The following is a 14,889-nucleotide window of genomic DNA, read 5'->3' as shown; positions in this document are numbered from 1 at the left end:
GCTGGTTTCGCTGCTCGACGTTTCCTCGGGCATCCTGATTCGCGCGCTTGGCGTGCGGCCCGGTGGGCAGGGCTCTGTCACGGCGGAAGAACTGCACATGCTGTTCGCCGAAGCCACGCGCTCCGGCGTGATCGAACAGGAACAGCACCAGATGCTGGCCGGCGTGGTTCGGCTGGCGCAGCGCCCCGTGCGCGAGGTCATGACCCCGCGCAACCAACTCGACTGGCTGGACATCAACGCGGACGAGGCGGCCATGCGCGAGCGGCTGGACGCCAGTTCCCACTCGCTTCTGCCCCTGGCGGACGGGTCGGCGGACAAGGTGGTGGGCGTGGTCAAGGTGCGCGAGCTTTACGCACAGCTGGCAGAGGGCCGTGTCCCAAACCTCGCCGCGATGATGCGCAAGGCGGAGGTCGTCCCCGACCAGCTCGACATCGTCGATGCCCTGCGCGTCTTGCAGCAGGCCGATGTGCCCATGGCCATGGTGCATGACGAATACGGCCATCTGGACGGCATCGTCACGCCGGGGGATGTGCTCACTGCGCTGGTCGGTTCCTTCACCTCCGATCAGGACCATGGCGAGGCGCCGGGCCTGGTCGAGCGGGAGGACGGATCGCTGCTGGTATCGGGCAGTCTGCCAGCCGATGCGCTGGCCGACCGGATCGGCATCGAATACGAAGACGATCGCGACTTCGCTACCGCTGCGGGCTTCGCGCTGTCGGTGCTCAAGAAGCTGCCCGACGAAGGCGAATATTTCGATTACGAAGGTTGGCGCTTCGAGGTTCTGGACCTCGACGGGCGCCGCATCGACAAGCTGCTGGCCTATCACACGCCCGGAACGGTCATGAAGACCGCGGGCGAGGATGCAGACGCTTAAACTTTAAGTCGGATATTCAGGGCGAAACCCCGGCCCTGTCAGGCTCCGGGGACGACCGCCTGCGCAGACCCGCCGGGGCCGCTGGGCGCGGCCAGTATGTCGCGCGTCACCGTGCCCTTGGCCACCGTGTTGGTGGTTTCGCTGCCCACCGCGCTGCGGATGCCGGGTGCGGCGGTGCCGGCGCGGTCGAGCACGCTGGTTTCCACCGCGCTGCGCGGGGCGGCGGGGAAGAGGGCTTCGAGCGCCTGTTCCGACGCGGTGCCTTCGGCCGGGCGCGGCGCGCCGGGGGCGGGCGGCACCAGGTTGAAATCGGGGGGCACCACCAGCGGAGCCTGGCGCTGGACGGCGAATTCGTCGGGCCGGTCACGGCCCAGGATGCCGCCGCTCGAACAGGCGGAGGTCAGCAGAAGGGCGGTGCCGGCAAGGGCGATGGAAAGGCTCTTGGTCATCACTGTGTCTCCGCGCGGGTCTCGTCCGCCGTATGCGTGGGCTTTTCGCGCACCAGCAGGGCGCGCGCAAGTAGCAGGACGACACCGATGGAAATGGCGGCGTCGGCCAGGTTGAAGATCATGAAAGGGCGGAAATCGCCGAAATGCAGATCGGCAAAGTCGATCACGTAACCGAACTGGACACGGTCGCGGATATTGCCCAGCGCTCCGCCCAGAATCAGCGCCAGCGGCACGATGTCGGCAAGCTTGCGCTCGCGCATCATCCACACGGTCACGATCAGGGCGATGGTCCCGGTAACCGCTACCAGGCCCCAGCGCATCGCATCGCTGGTGGCGCTGAACATGCCGAGCGAAATGCCCGGATTTTCCGTATAGCGGAGCGCGAAGATGGGCAGCAAATCCATCACGTCGCCGATCCTGTCGATGCCGAGCGGTCCGGTGACGTAGCCTTTGAGCCACTGGTCCGCGCCGAACAGTGCGAAGGCCAGCACGGGGCCGATGGCCCGGTTGCGCGCGATCGGCGTCATTGGGCGGCGTCCATGGCCGCCACCACGTCCTCGCAGCGCGCGCACAGATCGCCGTCCTCCGTCACCTCGGGCAGCAGGCGCCAGCAACGGCCGCATTTGTGATCGGTTGTCGGTGTGACGGTCACCGTGTCGCTATCGCCGCGCTCCACTGACGCGGTGATGAACAGCGTGGCGAGTTCGTCGTCGGAGAAGGCCTCCGGCACCGCATCGCCGGGCACGGTGACGTCGGCTTCCAGGCTGGAACGGATGGTCTTCTCACGCCGCAGCGGCTCGATGGCCTCGGTTACATCCTCGCGCAGCTCGCGCAATTTGGCGAACCGTTCGGCCAGCGCATCGTCGCGCCAGTCGGGAAGTTCGCTCCATTCCAGCAGGTGGACGCTGCCGCGATCAGGGAAGCGCGTGCCCCACACTTCTTCGGCGGTGAAGACCAGCACCGGGGCGGCGTAGCGCACAAGCGCCTGGAAAAGCACGTCGAGCGTAGTGCGATAGGCGCGGCGCTCAACGCTGTCCGGCGCATCGCAATAGAGCCGGTCCTTGCGGATATCGAAGAAGAAGGCGCTCAAATCCTCCGCGCAGAAATCGATCAGCGCGCGGGTGTATTCGTTGAAGTCGAAGGCATGGATCGCCTTGCGCAGCGTCACGTCGAGATGCCACAGCCGGTCGAGCATGTAGCGTTCGAGTTCGGGCATCGCGCCGGGATCGATGCCTTCCGCACCCCATTCGAAACCGTCGAGCGCGCCCAGCAGATAACGAAAGGTGTTGCGCAGGCGGCGGTACTGATCGGCCACGCCTTTGAGGATTTCATCGCCGATGCGGTGATCCTCGGTGAAATCGACGCTGAGCGCCCACAGGCGGATGATGTCCGCGCCATAGGTTTCCATCGTCTTGAGCGGATCGATGGTATTGCCCAGGCTCTTCGACATCTTGCGCCCGTCGGCGGCCATGGTGAAGCCATGCGTCAGGATCGCATCGAATGGCGCGCGCCCACGCGTGGCGCAGCTTTCCAGCAAGGACGACTGGAACCAGCCGCGATGCTGGTCTGACCCTTCCAGATAGAGGTCGGCGGGCCATTGCAGATCGGGCCAGCGCCCGCTTTCCAGCACAAAGGCATGCGTCGTGCCCGAATCGAACCAGACATCGAGGATGTCGCTGACCATCTCGAAATCATCGGGGTTGTGAGCATCGCCCAGGAAGGCGGCCTTGTTGGCGTAGCTCCAGGCGTCCATCCCGTCGGCCTTGATGGCCTCGACGATGCGGGCGTTGACCTCCGCGTCCTGAAGATAGCTGCCGTCGGGGCGGACGAACAGCGTGATGGGCACGCCCCATGCGCGTTGGCGGCTGAGCACCCAGTCAGGGCGCCCTTCCACCATGCTGCCGATGCGGTTGCGGCCCTTTTCGGGGACGAAGCGCGTGTCGGCGATGGCCTTCGAGGCTCGCTCGCGCAGGGTCGCGCCGTCTCCAAGATCGCGGTCCATCGGCACGAACCACTGCGCGGTGGCGCGGAAGATGACCTTGGCCTTGCTTCGCCAGCTATGCGGATAGCTGTGTTGGTAATCGTCCGATGCGGACAGCAGCCCACCCGCCTCACGCAGATCCGAGCAGATCGGGCCTTCGGGCGAATTGAACGGCTTGTTGATCACGCTCCGGCGGCGTTCCTTGCCCTCCGCATCCAGATCGCTCGCGCCCAGCCACGGCCAATCGTCGCGGTAGCGGCCATCGGGCAGGACGGCGAAGACCGGCTCGATGCCATTTGCGCGGCACAGCAGGAAGTCGTCTTCGCCATGATCGGGCGCCATGTGGACGAGGCCGGTGCCGCTGTCGGTCGTGACGAAATCGCCCGCCAGCATGGGGCGGGGCGTTTCGTAGAAGCCGCCGAGATTGTGCATTGGGTGGCGGACCTTGGTGCCGACGAAATCCTGGCCCATGAAGTCGTTATGAATAAGGTATCTGCAGGGCAGCATACCCTCCGCGCGTTCCAGAAATTTCTGGTGCAAATTCATAGCTACGAGAAAACGTTGGGCGTTAGGATGTTCGAGGTTGTCTGGACCTAAAAGAACGTACTCGACCTCCCGCCCATAGGCCAAAGCTTGGTTGACCGGGATCGTCCACGGGGTCGTCGTCCAGATCACCGCATGCGCGCCGACCAGTTCCTCTATGGGGCTTTCGATAATCTCGAACGCCACGTCGATCTGGGTCGAGACGATGTCCTCGTATTCCACCTCCGCCTCGGCCAGCGCGGTTTCCTCGACCGGGCTCCACATCACCGGCTTCGATCCGCGATAGAGATTGCCCGCCTCGGCAAGCTTCAGCAGTTCGGCGACGATGATCGCCTCGCTGTCCTTCTGCATGGTGAGATAGGGATTGTCCCAGTCGGCCAGTATGCCGAGGCGCTTCAGCTGTTCGCGCTGCACATCCACCCAGTGCTGCGCATAGGCGCGGCATTCCTCGCGGAAGGCGAAGACTTCGGCCTCGTTCCGGTTGGCGCCGGACAGGACCGGCTTGGCCTTCTTCTTCTTGCGGTACTGCTCTTCCACCTTCCATTCGATGGGCAGGCCGTGGCAGTCCCAGCCGGGCACATAGGGCGCGTCCATGCCGATCGCGTTGTGCGTGCGGCAGACCATGTCCTTCAGCGTATGGTTCAGCGCATGGCCGATATGCATGTCGCCATTGGCGTAGGGCGGGCCGTCGTGGAAGATGAACTTCTCTTTGCCCCGGCGCGCATCGCGCAGCTTTTCGTAGAGCTTTTCTTCCTGCCAGCGTGCGGCGATGGCGGGCTCCTTCTGCGGGAGTCCGGCCTTCATGGGAAAATCGGTCTTCGGCAGGAAGACGGTATCGCGGTAATCGCGCTTGGATTCGGCTGGGTCGGTCATGGAAACTGGCGCGTTAGGCGAAAGCAGGCATGTAGGAAAGAGGGCCGAATCGCCCTCGGTAGAATAGGAACCCCCCTACACAGCCCGGGGCCGATCCTCGCGAATCGGCGGGAATCCGTCAGGCCAGAAGCCGCTTCGCCTCGGCGCAATCGCGGTCCATCTGCGCGATAAGCTCCTCGAGCGAAGAAAATTTCGCCTCGCCGCGCAGGAAGTGGTGGAAGGCCACCTCGATTTCCTGGCCGTAGAGATCGCCGGAAAAGTCGAAAAAATAAGGCTCCAGCAGCTCCTTGGGCGGATCGAACTGCGGGCGCACGCCGATATTCGCCGCGCCTTTCAGGACCTGCCCCGTCGCCAGAACCTTCCCCGTCACCGCATAGACGCCGTATCTCGGGCGCAGATAGCTTTCGATCGACAGATTGGCGGTGGGATAGCCGATGGTGCGCCCGCGTTTGTCACCATGCTGCACCACCCCGCGAATCGCGAAGGGGCGGGTCAGCAGCCGCGCCGCCTCCGCCGGATCACCAGCGCGCAGCGCATCGCGCACCCGGCTGGAACTGACGGGATTGCCATCGTCCATGACGGGCGGCACCGCGCGCGCCTCGATTCCGGCCTCGCGCCCCAGCGTCTCCAGCACTTCGCGATTTCCGCCCCGGCCCTTGCCGAAGGTAAAATCCTCGCCCGTCACGACGCCGGCCACGCCCAGCCGTTCCGCCAGAAGGACCGTGACGAAATCCTCCGCCGTCATGCCCGCCAGTGCGCCGTCGAAATGAAACACCAGCATGGCGGTGGCCCCGGCGGCGAGATAAAGCTCCTGCCGCTGCTCCAGCGTGGTCAGGCGAAAGGGCGCGGCCTCGGGCTTGAAGAAGCGCACCGGATGCGGGTCGAAGGTGGCGATGATGCTGGGGCGGCCTTGGGCGCGCGCCCAGTCGATGGCCTCCTTCGCCACCGCTTGGTGGCCCAGGTGGAAGCCGTCGAAATTGCCGAGGGCGACGACCGCGCCGCGCAGGCTGGCCGGCATGGCCTCGCGGTGGTCGAGCCACCTCACGCCCCCTTCTCCAGCGTGACGAAGGCGAACGCGGGCCGGTCACCCTGGGCGGGATGCTCCTCGCGCGCCAGCTCGCGCCACTGGGCGGGCAGTGGCGGCATGAAGACATCGCCTGCGAAATCCTGGTGGATCTCGGTCAGCTCGACGCGGTCGCAATGGGGCAGGAAGACGTCGAAGATCGCCGCGCCCCCGATCACGGCGGCATCCCCGCCCGCTTTCGCCAGCGCCTCGTCCACGCTGCGCGCGAGCTCCGCGCCGGTCGAATCCCACCGTTCGCGCCGGGTCAGCACGATATGGCGCCGCCCGGGCAGCGGCGCGGGAAAGCTCTCGAAGGTCTTGCGGCCCATGATCATCGGCAGCCCCCTGCCATCGGGCCCCATGGTCAGCGCCTTGAAGCGCCTGAGGTCGGCGGGCAGGTGCCAGGGCAGCTTGCCCGCCTTGCCGATCGCGCCATTGGCCGCGCGGGCGTAGATTGCGAACAGCGCCACGCCGCGCTCAGCGCACCAGCCGGGTTACATGGCCCATCTTTCGCCCCTCGCGCGCCTGCCGCTTGCCATAAAGGTGCAGATGCACGTCGGAGCCCGCCAGTTCGCCTTGCGCGCCCTTGGCTTCCTTGCCGATCAGATTGCGCATCTCGACTTCGCGCGCCACGGTCCCCGTGTCGCCCAGCGGCAGCCCGGCGACGGCGCGGACGTGGTTTTCGAACTGGCTGGTGGCCGCGCCCTCGATGGTCCAGTGGCCGGAATTGTGTACGCGCGGCGCCATCTCGTTGAAGATCGGGCCATCGGCTGTGGCGAAAAATTCGCAAGCCAGCACGCCGACATAGCCCAGCTTGTCAGCGATCTTGCGCGCCAGATCCCGCGCATCGTCGATCTGCGGTGTGATCGCATCGCCCGCGGGAAGCAGGGATCGGGCGAGGATGCCGTCCTCGTGCTCGTTGCGCGGCGAATCCCAGAACCGGACCTCGCCATCGCGCGCCCTCACCAGGATGACGGAGAACTCGGCGGCGAAATCCACGAAGCCTTCGTAAACGCAGGGCGCCGAAATCGGGGGCAGCGCCGCTATGTCGTGCTGTGATCCGATGCGCCATTGGCCCTTGCCGTCATAGCCGTTGCGGCGGGTCTTGATGATGCCGGGCGTGCCGATGCGTTGCGCCGCATCCTCCAGATCGGCCTGAGAATCGATTGCATGGAAAGGGGCGGGGCGGCCGCCCAGATCCTCCACAAAGCGTTTTTCGGTGAGCCGGTCCTGCGCCACTTCCAGCGCGATGCGCGGCGGAAACAGGCGCGTCTTCGCAATGGGTTCGAGAGCGGTCGGCGGGACGTTCTCGAACTCCCACGTCACCACGTCGCATTTCGCCGCGAAGGCGGCCAGCGCCGTCGTGTCGCTCCATCTGTTGGTGAAGAAATCATCGCACAGCGGCTCGGCGACATTGTCGCCCTCGGGCGCGAAGCCGATGCAGCGATAGCCCAGGCTGGCGGCGCACATCGCCATCATCCGGCCCAACTGGCCGCCCCCGAGGATGCCGATGGTGCTGCCGGGCTTCAGCATCAGTCGACCGGCCGTTCCGCCACGGCATCGGTCTGGTTGGCGCGCCATGTCTTCAGCCGGTCTGCCAGCGCCGCGTCGTTGAGCGCCAGTATGCCGGCAGCCAGCAATCCGGCATTGCTCGCCCCCGCTTCCCCGATCGCGAGCGTACCGACAGGGATGCCCGCGGGCATCTGAACGATGGAAAGCAGGCTGTCCTGGCCCGAAAGCGCGCGCGACTGCACCGGGACGCCCAGCACGGGCAGATGGGTCATGGCAGCGATCATGCCGGGCAGATGCGCCGCCCCGCCTGCGCCCGCGATGATCACGTGGAACCCCTCGTCTGCCGCGCCCTTGGCGAAGGCAGCCATGCGATCGGGCGTGCGGTGCGCGGAAACGATTCGCGCATCATAGGCGACATCGAGGCTGTCGAGCTTTTCGGCCGCGTGTTTCATCGTCGGCCAGTCGGACTGGCTTCCCATGACGATCGCGACCTTCGCCGCCCCCGCACCCATGTCAGGCATCCTTCAGGTAATAGCGTTCGCGCGCGGGCCGCAGATTGTCTCCGAATTCATAGACGATCGGCTGCCCGGTCGGGATTTCGAGGCCCGTGATCTCGTCATCGGAAATTCCGGAAAGGTGCTTCACCAGCGCACGCAGCGAATTGCCGTGGGCGGAGATGATCACCGTCTCGCCCGCCGAGAGATGCGGAAGGATCGCTTCCTCCCAATAAGGCAGGACCCGCTCGATTGTGAGCTTCAGGCTCTCGCTGCTGGGCACGGGAATGCCGGCATAGCGCGGGTCCTTGGCCAGATCGAAAGCGCTGCCTTCCTCGATGGCAGGGGGCGGCGTGTCGAAACTGCGGCGCCAGATATGCACCTGCTCCTCGCCATGCTTTTCGCGCATTTCGTCCTTGTTGAGGCCGGTCAGCCCGCCATAGTGCCGCTCGTTGAGGCGCCAGTCCTTGGTTTCGGGTATCCACAACCGCCCCGCCGCTTCCAGAGCGATGTGCAGCGTCTTGATCGCGCGGCTCTGCAGCGAGGTGAAGGCGATGGTGGGCAGCAGGCCCTTGTCCTTCAGCAGTTTGCCCGCCGCTTCTGCCTCGGCCACGCCCTTGTCGGTCAAATCGACATCCCACCAGCCGGTGAAACGATTGGCAAGGTTCCATTCGGACTGGCCGTGGCGGACGAGGATCAGGTTTGGCATGGCGGCTCCGTCTGACGCTGGGAGCGCTTGCCGTTAGCGGCCCGGTTCGCCCTTGGGAAGGGCCGCTTCGTTGCCATCGCTTCCCGCACCGGCCAATTCGCGCGCCTGCAACTTGCGGCGGCGCAGATTCTCGCGCAGCTTCGCGGCCAGCCGATCCTCGCGGCTGGGCTGCGGTGCTGCTTGCCGCACAGGTTTGGGGGGCTGGTCTTCACTCATCTGCAATATCCTGCCGCTATCGACGCCATCAGGCAAGCGGCGCTTGACTTTCACGCCATGCACGACAATAGCGCCCGCCCGTCGATGCCCGCACATTTCGCGGGCTTCCCGTGCTGCTGTAGCTCAGTGGTAGAGCGCACCCTTGGTAAGGGTGAGGCCGGGAGTTCAATCCTCCCCAGCAGCACCATTTTCTCTACATTTCCGCTAACTCGCCGGTGCGGACGCGTCTCGGCGAATGTGCGAGCCGTGTCCTTGCGTGAGGAAGCCATCTGCCAAGCCGATGCGCAGACTTGAGGCAGCGTCAAAAACACGCCACCAGCCTATCAGAAATGATAACGGGAGTGGCTCATGGATTTCCGGCTTAGCGAGGATCAGCGCGAGCTGCAGGAGGCGGCGCGCAGGTTCGCTCAGGGCGAACTGGTGGATCTGGCGCGCGAAATGGAGGAAAAGGACATCCAGGTCCCCGCCGAGATGATGCGGCGCTATGGAGAGCTCGGCTTTCTGGGGGTGAACCTGCCCGAACGCTATGGCGGGCTGGGGCTTGGCCATCTTGAGGCGCTGCTGGTGCTCGAACAGTTCGCGATCGTTTCGAACGCGGTCGCATTCCCGGTGTTCGAGGCGCTGGTCGGGCCGGTCCGCACTGTCGAACGCTTCGGCTCCGATGCGCTCAAGGCGGCAATCATTCCGCAGGTTACGGCGGGCGAGGCGACGGTGGCCGTCTCCATGTCCGAACCGGAAGCCGGAACCGCGCTCACCGATCTCACCACCCACGCTGCCCTGGACGGCGACCATTTCGTCCTCAACGGTTCAAAGCGCTGGACATCGGGGGCGGGGCACGCGCGCTATTACGTGGTCTATACCCGCCTGTCGGACGCGCCCGGCGCCAAGGGGATCGGCGCGCTGCTGGTGGACAGGGAATGGGAAGGCGTGAGCTTCGGCAAGCGCGAGGAACTGATGGGATTTCGCGGCATCGCCACGCGGGACATCACCTTCGAGGATGTGCGCGTGCCGAAGGACAATCTGGTCGTGGGCGCGGGCGGCTTCGGCAAATTGATGAGCGCCTTCGGGCTGGAGCGCTGCGGCAATGCGACGCAGAGCCTGGGGCTTGCCGCCGGAGCGCTGGAGCAGGCAAAGGCCTATGTTCAGGAGCGCAAGGCCTTCGGCAAGCCCATCGTCGATTTCCAGGCCGTGCAGCTACGGCTGGCGGAGATGGCCATGCAGGTGGAGGCCGCGCGGCTGCTGATCTATCGCGCCGCCGCCAATGCGGCCCATCAGGACGGCGGCCTGCCCAGCGTTTACGAAAGCAGCGTGGCCAAATGCTTCGCCAACGAGATCGTGCGATCGGTCACCGCCAACGGGCTGCAGGTGATGGGCGGATACGGCTATCACAAGGATTACGGGATGGAACAGCGCGTGCGCGACGGCTTCGCCTGGGGCATCGCGGGCGGCACCACCGATGTGCAGCGCATCAACATCGCCGCCGCGCTGATCGGCAGGCGGTTCGACCAGCGGAGTTAGGCAGGATAAGGAAAGATCAGCCCGGCGTCAGGCGCGCAGGTCCGACCAGTCGGGGTGCTCGTCAAACTTTTTCGCGACGTAGGAACAGCGCGGATCGACCTTGAAACCATCTTCGCGCGCATCGGCCACAAGGGCATCGACCAGCCGCGCCGCCACGCCCTGGCCGCCGATTTCGGACGGTACGATGGTGTGGGTCGCGACCCGCACGTCTTCGCCCCTGCGCTCCCAATCGAGGTGGCCGGTGGCCTGTTCGCCTTCGAGTTCGGCCACGTAGCGGCCATGGTCGCCCTGGTCCTGGTGCGTGATCGTCATGCCGGTCATCGTAGTCTCCTTGTCCAAACACCCAACGGGTCCTTGCACCGAACGGGTTGACGCTTAGAGGCGTTCCCATGACCACAGATACCGCCAGAGCTTTCCTTTCCGACAATGCCGCCCCGGTCCATCCCGAGGTGTGGGAGGCGATGCGCGCAGCCGACGCCAGCGATTCGCCCTATGACGGCGATGCGATATCGCAGCGTCTGGACGAGGCCTTCGGGGCTCTTTTCGGGCGCGAGGTTGCGGTTCTGTGGGTGGCCACGGGCACGGCGGCCAATTGCCTCGCGCTCGCTGCCATGGTGCCGCCGCACGGCGCCGTGGTCTGCCACGAGGAAGCGCATATCGAGATGGACGAAGGGGGCGCGCCCGGGTTCTTCCTCCACGGTGCCAAGCTGCTGCTGGCGAGGGGTGACAGTGCCAAGCTGACGCCCGATGCCATCCGCGCGGTGGTCGATCCGATCCGCGACGACGTGCACCAGGTGCAGCCGCATGCGATCTCCATCACGCAGGCGAGCGAATACGGCTGCTGCTATCGCGCGGACGAACTGGCGGCCATTTCCGCGCTGGCCCGTGAAAAGGGGCTGGGACTGCACATGGACGGTGCCCGCTTCGCCAATGCTGCCGCGTTCCTGAGCGACCTGGGGGCCGGGGCAAGTACGGCGGCGCAGGCGGCGGCGGGCGATGTCGATGCGCTCAGCTTCGGCTGCGTGAAGAACGGCGGGATGAGCGCAGAGGCGATCGTGTTCTTTGATCCGACCCTGGCGGACGTCGCCCGTTATCGCCGCAAGCGGGCAGGGCATCTGCAATCCAAGGGCCGCTTCCTCGCCGCGCAATTGCTAGCCATGGTGGAGGGGGATCTCTGGCTCGCCAACGGGCGCGCCGCCAATGCCGCGGCCGGGGAGGTCGCGCGGGCCTGCGCGGACCGGCTGATGCAGCCGGTCGAGGCGAACGAGGTGTTCGTGCGCCTTTCCCCGCAAGAGCGTGAGGTGCTGCGCGACCAGGGCTTTGCCTTCTACGACTGGGGCGCGGATGCCGCGCGATTCGTCACCGCCTGGAATACGCGCGAAGACGATGCCCGCGCGCTCGCCACGGCGATCGCCGGCCTGTGAGGGGTTACAATGTGAGCGTTTTTCCGTGAGCGAGTCGCCGCCGCATGCGCTGATGCGCCCGGGGATCGCGCTGCCCTTCGTGCTGGTGGCGCTGATCTGGGGGTCGACCTGGTATGTCATCACCGGGCAGATCGCCGGGGTGCCGGCGCACTGGTCGATCGCCTATCGCTTCGCGCTCGCGACGCCGGCGATGTTCCTGCTCGCGCTGGTTATGCGCCGGAAACTGGCCATGCCGGGCCGCGCGCACCGGCTGGCGCTGACGATGGGCCTGTTCCAGTTCTGCGGCAATTTCACCTTCGTCTATATGTCGGAGCTGCATCTTACGTCGGGGATCGTGGCGCTGATGATCGGCATGATGATGGTGCCCAATGCCATCCTCGGGAAGATCTGGCTCGATCAGCCAGTGACGCGCCGGTTCATCGGCGGCAGCGCCATCGCGCTCGCCGGCCTAGCGCTGCTTCTGGTGAACGAGGCGCGCGTGGCGCCGCTGGAAGGCAGCGTGGCGCTGGGCGCGACACTGGCGCTGGTGGCGATGCTGTCAGCCTCGGTCGCCAATGTCATCCAGGCAGGGCCTGCCGGGAAGGACGTGCCCTTGGTGACGCTGCTCGGCTGGGCGATGCTGTATGGCACGGTAATCGACGTGGTTCTGGCGCTGGCACTGGCGGGGCCGCCGGTCATCCCGCCCGACGCCGCGTACTGGATGGGCACAACCTGGCTCGCGCTGGCCGGGTCGGTCACTACCTTCCCGATCTATTACGGGCTGGTGCGCAAGCTGGGCGCGGGCCGCGCGGCCTACAACGGGGTGCTGGTGGTGGTGATCGCCATGGTGATATCCACCGTGCTTGAGGGCTATCGCTGGACCCCGCTCGCGATCGGCGGCGCGGCGCTGGCGATGATGGGGCTGGTAGTGGCGCTCAGGGCGCGGCAAGTTGCCCCGGTAAAGACCGTGCCCGCCCCGGTCGGCGAATAGCTAGCCCAGCTCGGCGGACAGGATCGCGCGCAGCCCTTCGCGATAGCTGGGGTAGCTCGGCTGCCAGCGCGCCAGGCGCTTCAGCCTGCCGTTCGCGACCCGGCGGTTTTCGGCGTAGAAGCCGCGCGCCATCGGGCTGAGCCCGGCCTCGTCGAGCGATTGCAGCGGTGGCACTGCCACGCCCAGCAGGCGGCAGGCTTCCTCGATCACGGCGTTCTGGCTGGCGGGCAGATCGTCACCCAGATTGTAGGCGCCCGGTGGCGCATCCGCCTCCAGCGCCGCAGCAACGCCGCCGGCGATATCGTCCACATGCACGCGGCTGAATACCTGATCCGGCAGATCGATCCTGTGCGCCTTGCCCTCGCGCACCCGGTCGAGCGGGGAGCGCCCCGGGCCATAGATGCCGGGCAGGCGGAAGACCCGCGCGCCCAGCGAGAGCCAGCGGGTATCCGCCTCGGCGCGTGCCTGTCGCCGTCCCTCGCCGGTGGGCGATGCCTCGTCCACCCACGCCCCGCCCGCATCGCCATAGACGCCGGTGGAGGAGAGATAGCCGAGCCATTTGCCGGCCAGGGCATCGCCATAACGGTCCAGCACCGGGTCGCTGTCGTCCTGCGGCGGTACCGAGGACAGGACGTGGTCCGCCCACGCGAGCGCATCGCGCACAGCGGCCTCGTCCGCGAAATCGAGATCGCCGTCGCTGCCCGTTGCCCGGCAGACCCAGCCGCGCGGCTCCAGCACGGTGACGATGCGGCGGGCGCTATAGCCCAGGCCGAAGATCAGCATGCGGCTCATTGCGGGGCGGCGTCCTTCATCGGATCGTCGAGATAGCCGGGCTCGGGCCTGACGATGGTCGCATCCGGAACATGATCCTTCTTCCACTGCATCGCCATCTCGACACGGGTGCGCCCGCTCGGATGATCGAAGAACACCGCTTCTTCCACCGCGCCGGGTTCTATCTTGCGGTATTCGGACAGCCGCATGGCGACCTTGGCGAAGCCATCGGGTTCGCGCGCCGCGTCCAGACCAAAGGCATCGGCCGCACTTTCGTTGTAACGGACCAGGCTGTTGGTCAGCGGGGTGGCGAGGAAGAAGAACACCGCAAGGCAGATCGCCAGCACCGGCAGGGATGCCGGGTCGGCAATGTCGCGCACGCCCCAGCGCGCGCCATACCGGCGGATCAACCAGGGCGCGATCCGGCTGGTGGCAAAGAATCCGATGGCGGCCAGACACAGAAAGCCGCCGACCAGCAGCCAGACGTGGCCGAGCTTGTAGTGACCCATCTCATGGCCCATCACCGCCAGGATCTCGGGCTCGCTGGTCCGCTCGAGCAGATTGTCGTTGAGCGAGATGCGGATGGTGGGGCCAAGTCCGGAGACATTGGCCGAAATCCGCTTGTGCTGTTTGGATTGGTCGAACACGTAGATGTGATCGGCGGGAATGCCTTCCTTCGCCGCCACCGCCTCGATCCTGGTGCGCAGAGGACCCGCTTCCATTTCGGTGTAGTCGTTGAACAGCGGCGCGATGAAGACCGGCCCCAGCACAACCCCGATCAGCAGGAACATTCCGGTGACACCCGTCGCCCACAGCCACCATGTCCCGGGCGCCCTGCGGATCAGCGCGTAGATCGCGATCAGCACCAGCGGCGTGACCACCAGCGATATGGCGAACCCGATCAGCGTTTCGCCGAACCACCCGCCGAAACCCTGGCTCAGCAGATCGTATTGTTTCTCTCGGAAAAAGCCGGTGTAGATCGTCCAGGGCAGCGTCAGCAACCCTCCGACGAGGGTGTAGAAGAAGGCGGTGACGCCGGTCACGATCCAGCGGCGCCTGCTGATTCGTTCGCCCAGATTGCGAAACGCCTTCATCAGCCCGAAGCGCAGAAGCAGCCAGTCGACCAGAATGCCCACCGCCGTGCCCCACAGGATCAGCCAGTAGCTGCCCTCGAAATAGGCATCGGAATTCGCCCGCGCTGGCCCCTGCAAGGTGTCCAGATAGGCCCGTGTGGCGGCTTCGACGTCGAAGCCGGCATTCGCTGCCGCCAATAGATTCAGCACTCGCGCCTCCCCCAGATCACATGCGAACCGGGCTGCCCCGCGTCGCGCTCCGGGTCAAGCGTGTTGGCGGGCCTTCGCGGAATCCGGGACGATATTCGATGCGCCCCGTCTGACGCTAGCCATCCAATATTCGAAAGCTTCAGGGTCAATCGACTTTCCACGGCCAGCACTCCAGGTCACCCTCCGCGCACCGAAACCGGTCGACTAGC

Annotated in this window: 16 protein-coding genes and 1 tRNA gene; 5 read left to right on the top strand and 12 right to left on the bottom strand. The window is 66.0% G+C overall.

The genetic code is table 11. From position 1 onward, the window contains the following. Positions 1 to 874: hemolysin family protein (locus ACFDTG_RS10730; protein ID WP_375291033.1), on the top strand; the 874-nt coding region annotated here is incomplete at its 5' end. A 38-nt stretch (positions 875 to 912) separates the two neighbouring features. Here ACFDTG_RS10730 and ACFDTG_RS10725 read toward each other — a convergent pair. From ACFDTG_RS10725 to ACFDTG_RS10685, 9 genes are all read right to left on the bottom strand, one after another. Beyond that, the gene (locus tag ACFDTG_RS10725; protein ID WP_375291032.1) at positions 913 to 1,323 is read right to left on the bottom strand and encodes a DUF3035 domain-containing protein; all 411 of its coding nucleotides are present in this window, start codon (positions 1,321 to 1,323) and stop codon (positions 913 to 915) included. After that, positions 1,323 to 1,850 (bottom strand): signal peptidase II, encoded by a 528-nt coding sequence (gene lspA / locus ACFDTG_RS10720; protein WP_375291031.1) that lies wholly within the window; start codon positions 1,848 to 1,850, stop codon positions 1,323 to 1,325. The genes ACFDTG_RS10725 and lspA overlap by 1 nt, the downstream gene beginning before the upstream one ends. Further along, on the bottom strand, positions 1,847 to 4,720 hold the full coding sequence (gene ileS, locus ACFDTG_RS10715) for an isoleucine--tRNA ligase (protein ID WP_375291030.1): 2,874 nt from the start codon (positions 4,718 to 4,720) through the stop codon (positions 1,847 to 1,849). Before ileS ends, lspA begins: the two co-directional genes overlap by 4 nt. Positions 4,721 to 4,838: 118 nt before the next feature. Next, a complete protein-coding gene (locus ACFDTG_RS10710) occupies positions 4,839 to 5,765 on the bottom strand; it encodes a bifunctional riboflavin kinase/FAD synthetase (protein WP_375291029.1) in 927 nt (308 codons plus the stop codon). Continuing rightward, complete coding sequence (locus ACFDTG_RS10705; protein WP_375291036.1) at positions 5,762 to 6,247, bottom strand: dihydrofolate reductase; 486 nt, start codon at positions 6,245 to 6,247, stop codon at positions 5,762 to 5,764. Before ACFDTG_RS10705 ends, ACFDTG_RS10710 begins: the two co-directional genes overlap by 4 nt. A gap of 13 nt (positions 6,248 to 6,260) precedes the next feature. Next, the gene (locus tag ACFDTG_RS10700; RefSeq protein ID WP_375291028.1) at positions 6,261 to 7,316 is read right to left on the bottom strand and encodes a 5-(carboxyamino)imidazole ribonucleotide synthase; all 1,056 of its coding nucleotides are present in this window, start codon (positions 7,314 to 7,316) and stop codon (positions 6,261 to 6,263) included. Next, complete coding sequence (gene purE, locus ACFDTG_RS10695) at positions 7,316 to 7,807, bottom strand: 5-(carboxyamino)imidazole ribonucleotide mutase (protein WP_375291035.1); 492 nt, start codon at positions 7,805 to 7,807, stop codon at positions 7,316 to 7,318. The genes ACFDTG_RS10700 and purE overlap by 1 nt, the downstream gene beginning before the upstream one ends. A gap of 1 nt (position 7,808) precedes the next feature. Beyond that, positions 7,809 to 8,498, bottom strand: coding sequence for a 2,3-diphosphoglycerate-dependent phosphoglycerate mutase (gpmA, locus tag ACFDTG_RS10690; RefSeq protein ID WP_375291027.1), 690 nt, complete (start codon positions 8,496 to 8,498; stop codon positions 7,809 to 7,811). Positions 8,499 to 8,531: 33 nt separating this feature from the next. Next, positions 8,532 to 8,714, bottom strand: coding sequence for a hypothetical protein (locus ACFDTG_RS10685; RefSeq protein WP_375291026.1), 183 nt, complete (start codon positions 8,712 to 8,714; stop codon positions 8,532 to 8,534). Positions 8,715 to 8,826: 112 nt separating this feature from the next. Between ACFDTG_RS10685 and ACFDTG_RS10680 the strand changes: the two genes are divergently transcribed. Continuing rightward, a tRNA-Thr gene (locus ACFDTG_RS10680) sits at positions 8,827 to 8,901 on the top strand. 161 nt (positions 8,902 to 9,062) lie between these two features. After that, positions 9,063 to 10,232, top strand: a complete 1,170-nt coding sequence (locus tag ACFDTG_RS10675) for an acyl-CoA dehydrogenase family protein (protein ID WP_375291025.1) — start codon at positions 9,063 to 9,065, stop codon at positions 10,230 to 10,232. Positions 10,233 to 10,259: 27 nt separating this feature from the next. Here ACFDTG_RS10675 and ACFDTG_RS10670 read toward each other — a convergent pair whose 3' ends face one another. Then, complete coding sequence (locus ACFDTG_RS10670; protein WP_375291024.1) at positions 10,260 to 10,553, bottom strand: GNAT family N-acetyltransferase; 294 nt, start codon at positions 10,551 to 10,553, stop codon at positions 10,260 to 10,262. A 68-nt stretch (positions 10,554 to 10,621) separates the two neighbouring features. Between ACFDTG_RS10670 and ACFDTG_RS10665 the strand changes: the two genes are divergently transcribed. Together ACFDTG_RS10665 and ACFDTG_RS10660 are read left to right on the top strand one after the other, a co-directional pair. Continuing rightward, entirely contained in the window at positions 10,622 to 11,656 is a 1,035-nt protein-coding gene (locus tag ACFDTG_RS10665) for a threonine aldolase family protein (RefSeq protein WP_375291023.1), read from the top strand. 25 nt (positions 11,657 to 11,681) lie between these two features. Next, positions 11,682 to 12,626: a DMT family transporter gene (locus ACFDTG_RS10660; protein WP_375291022.1), complete on the top strand. Its 945-nt coding sequence runs from the start codon at positions 11,682 to 11,684 to the stop codon at positions 12,624 to 12,626. Here ACFDTG_RS10660 and ACFDTG_RS10655 read toward each other — a convergent pair whose 3' ends face one another. After that, a complete protein-coding gene (locus tag ACFDTG_RS10655) occupies positions 12,627 to 13,418 on the bottom strand; it encodes an SDR family NAD(P)-dependent oxidoreductase (protein WP_375291021.1) in 792 nt (263 codons plus the stop codon). After that, positions 13,415 to 14,680, bottom strand: a complete 1,266-nt coding sequence (locus ACFDTG_RS10650) for a M48 family metallopeptidase (protein WP_375291020.1) — start codon at positions 14,678 to 14,680, stop codon at positions 13,415 to 13,417. Before ACFDTG_RS10650 ends, ACFDTG_RS10655 begins: the two co-directional genes overlap by 4 nt. Positions 14,681 to 14,889 lie beyond the last annotated feature (209 nt).

It is taken from the genome of Qipengyuania sp. (genome assembly GCF_042095715.1).
Taxonomy (GTDB): domain Bacteria; phylum Pseudomonadota; class Alphaproteobacteria; order Sphingomonadales; family Sphingomonadaceae; genus Qipengyuania.
This window is presented reverse-complemented; position numbering and strand designations above follow the sequence as displayed.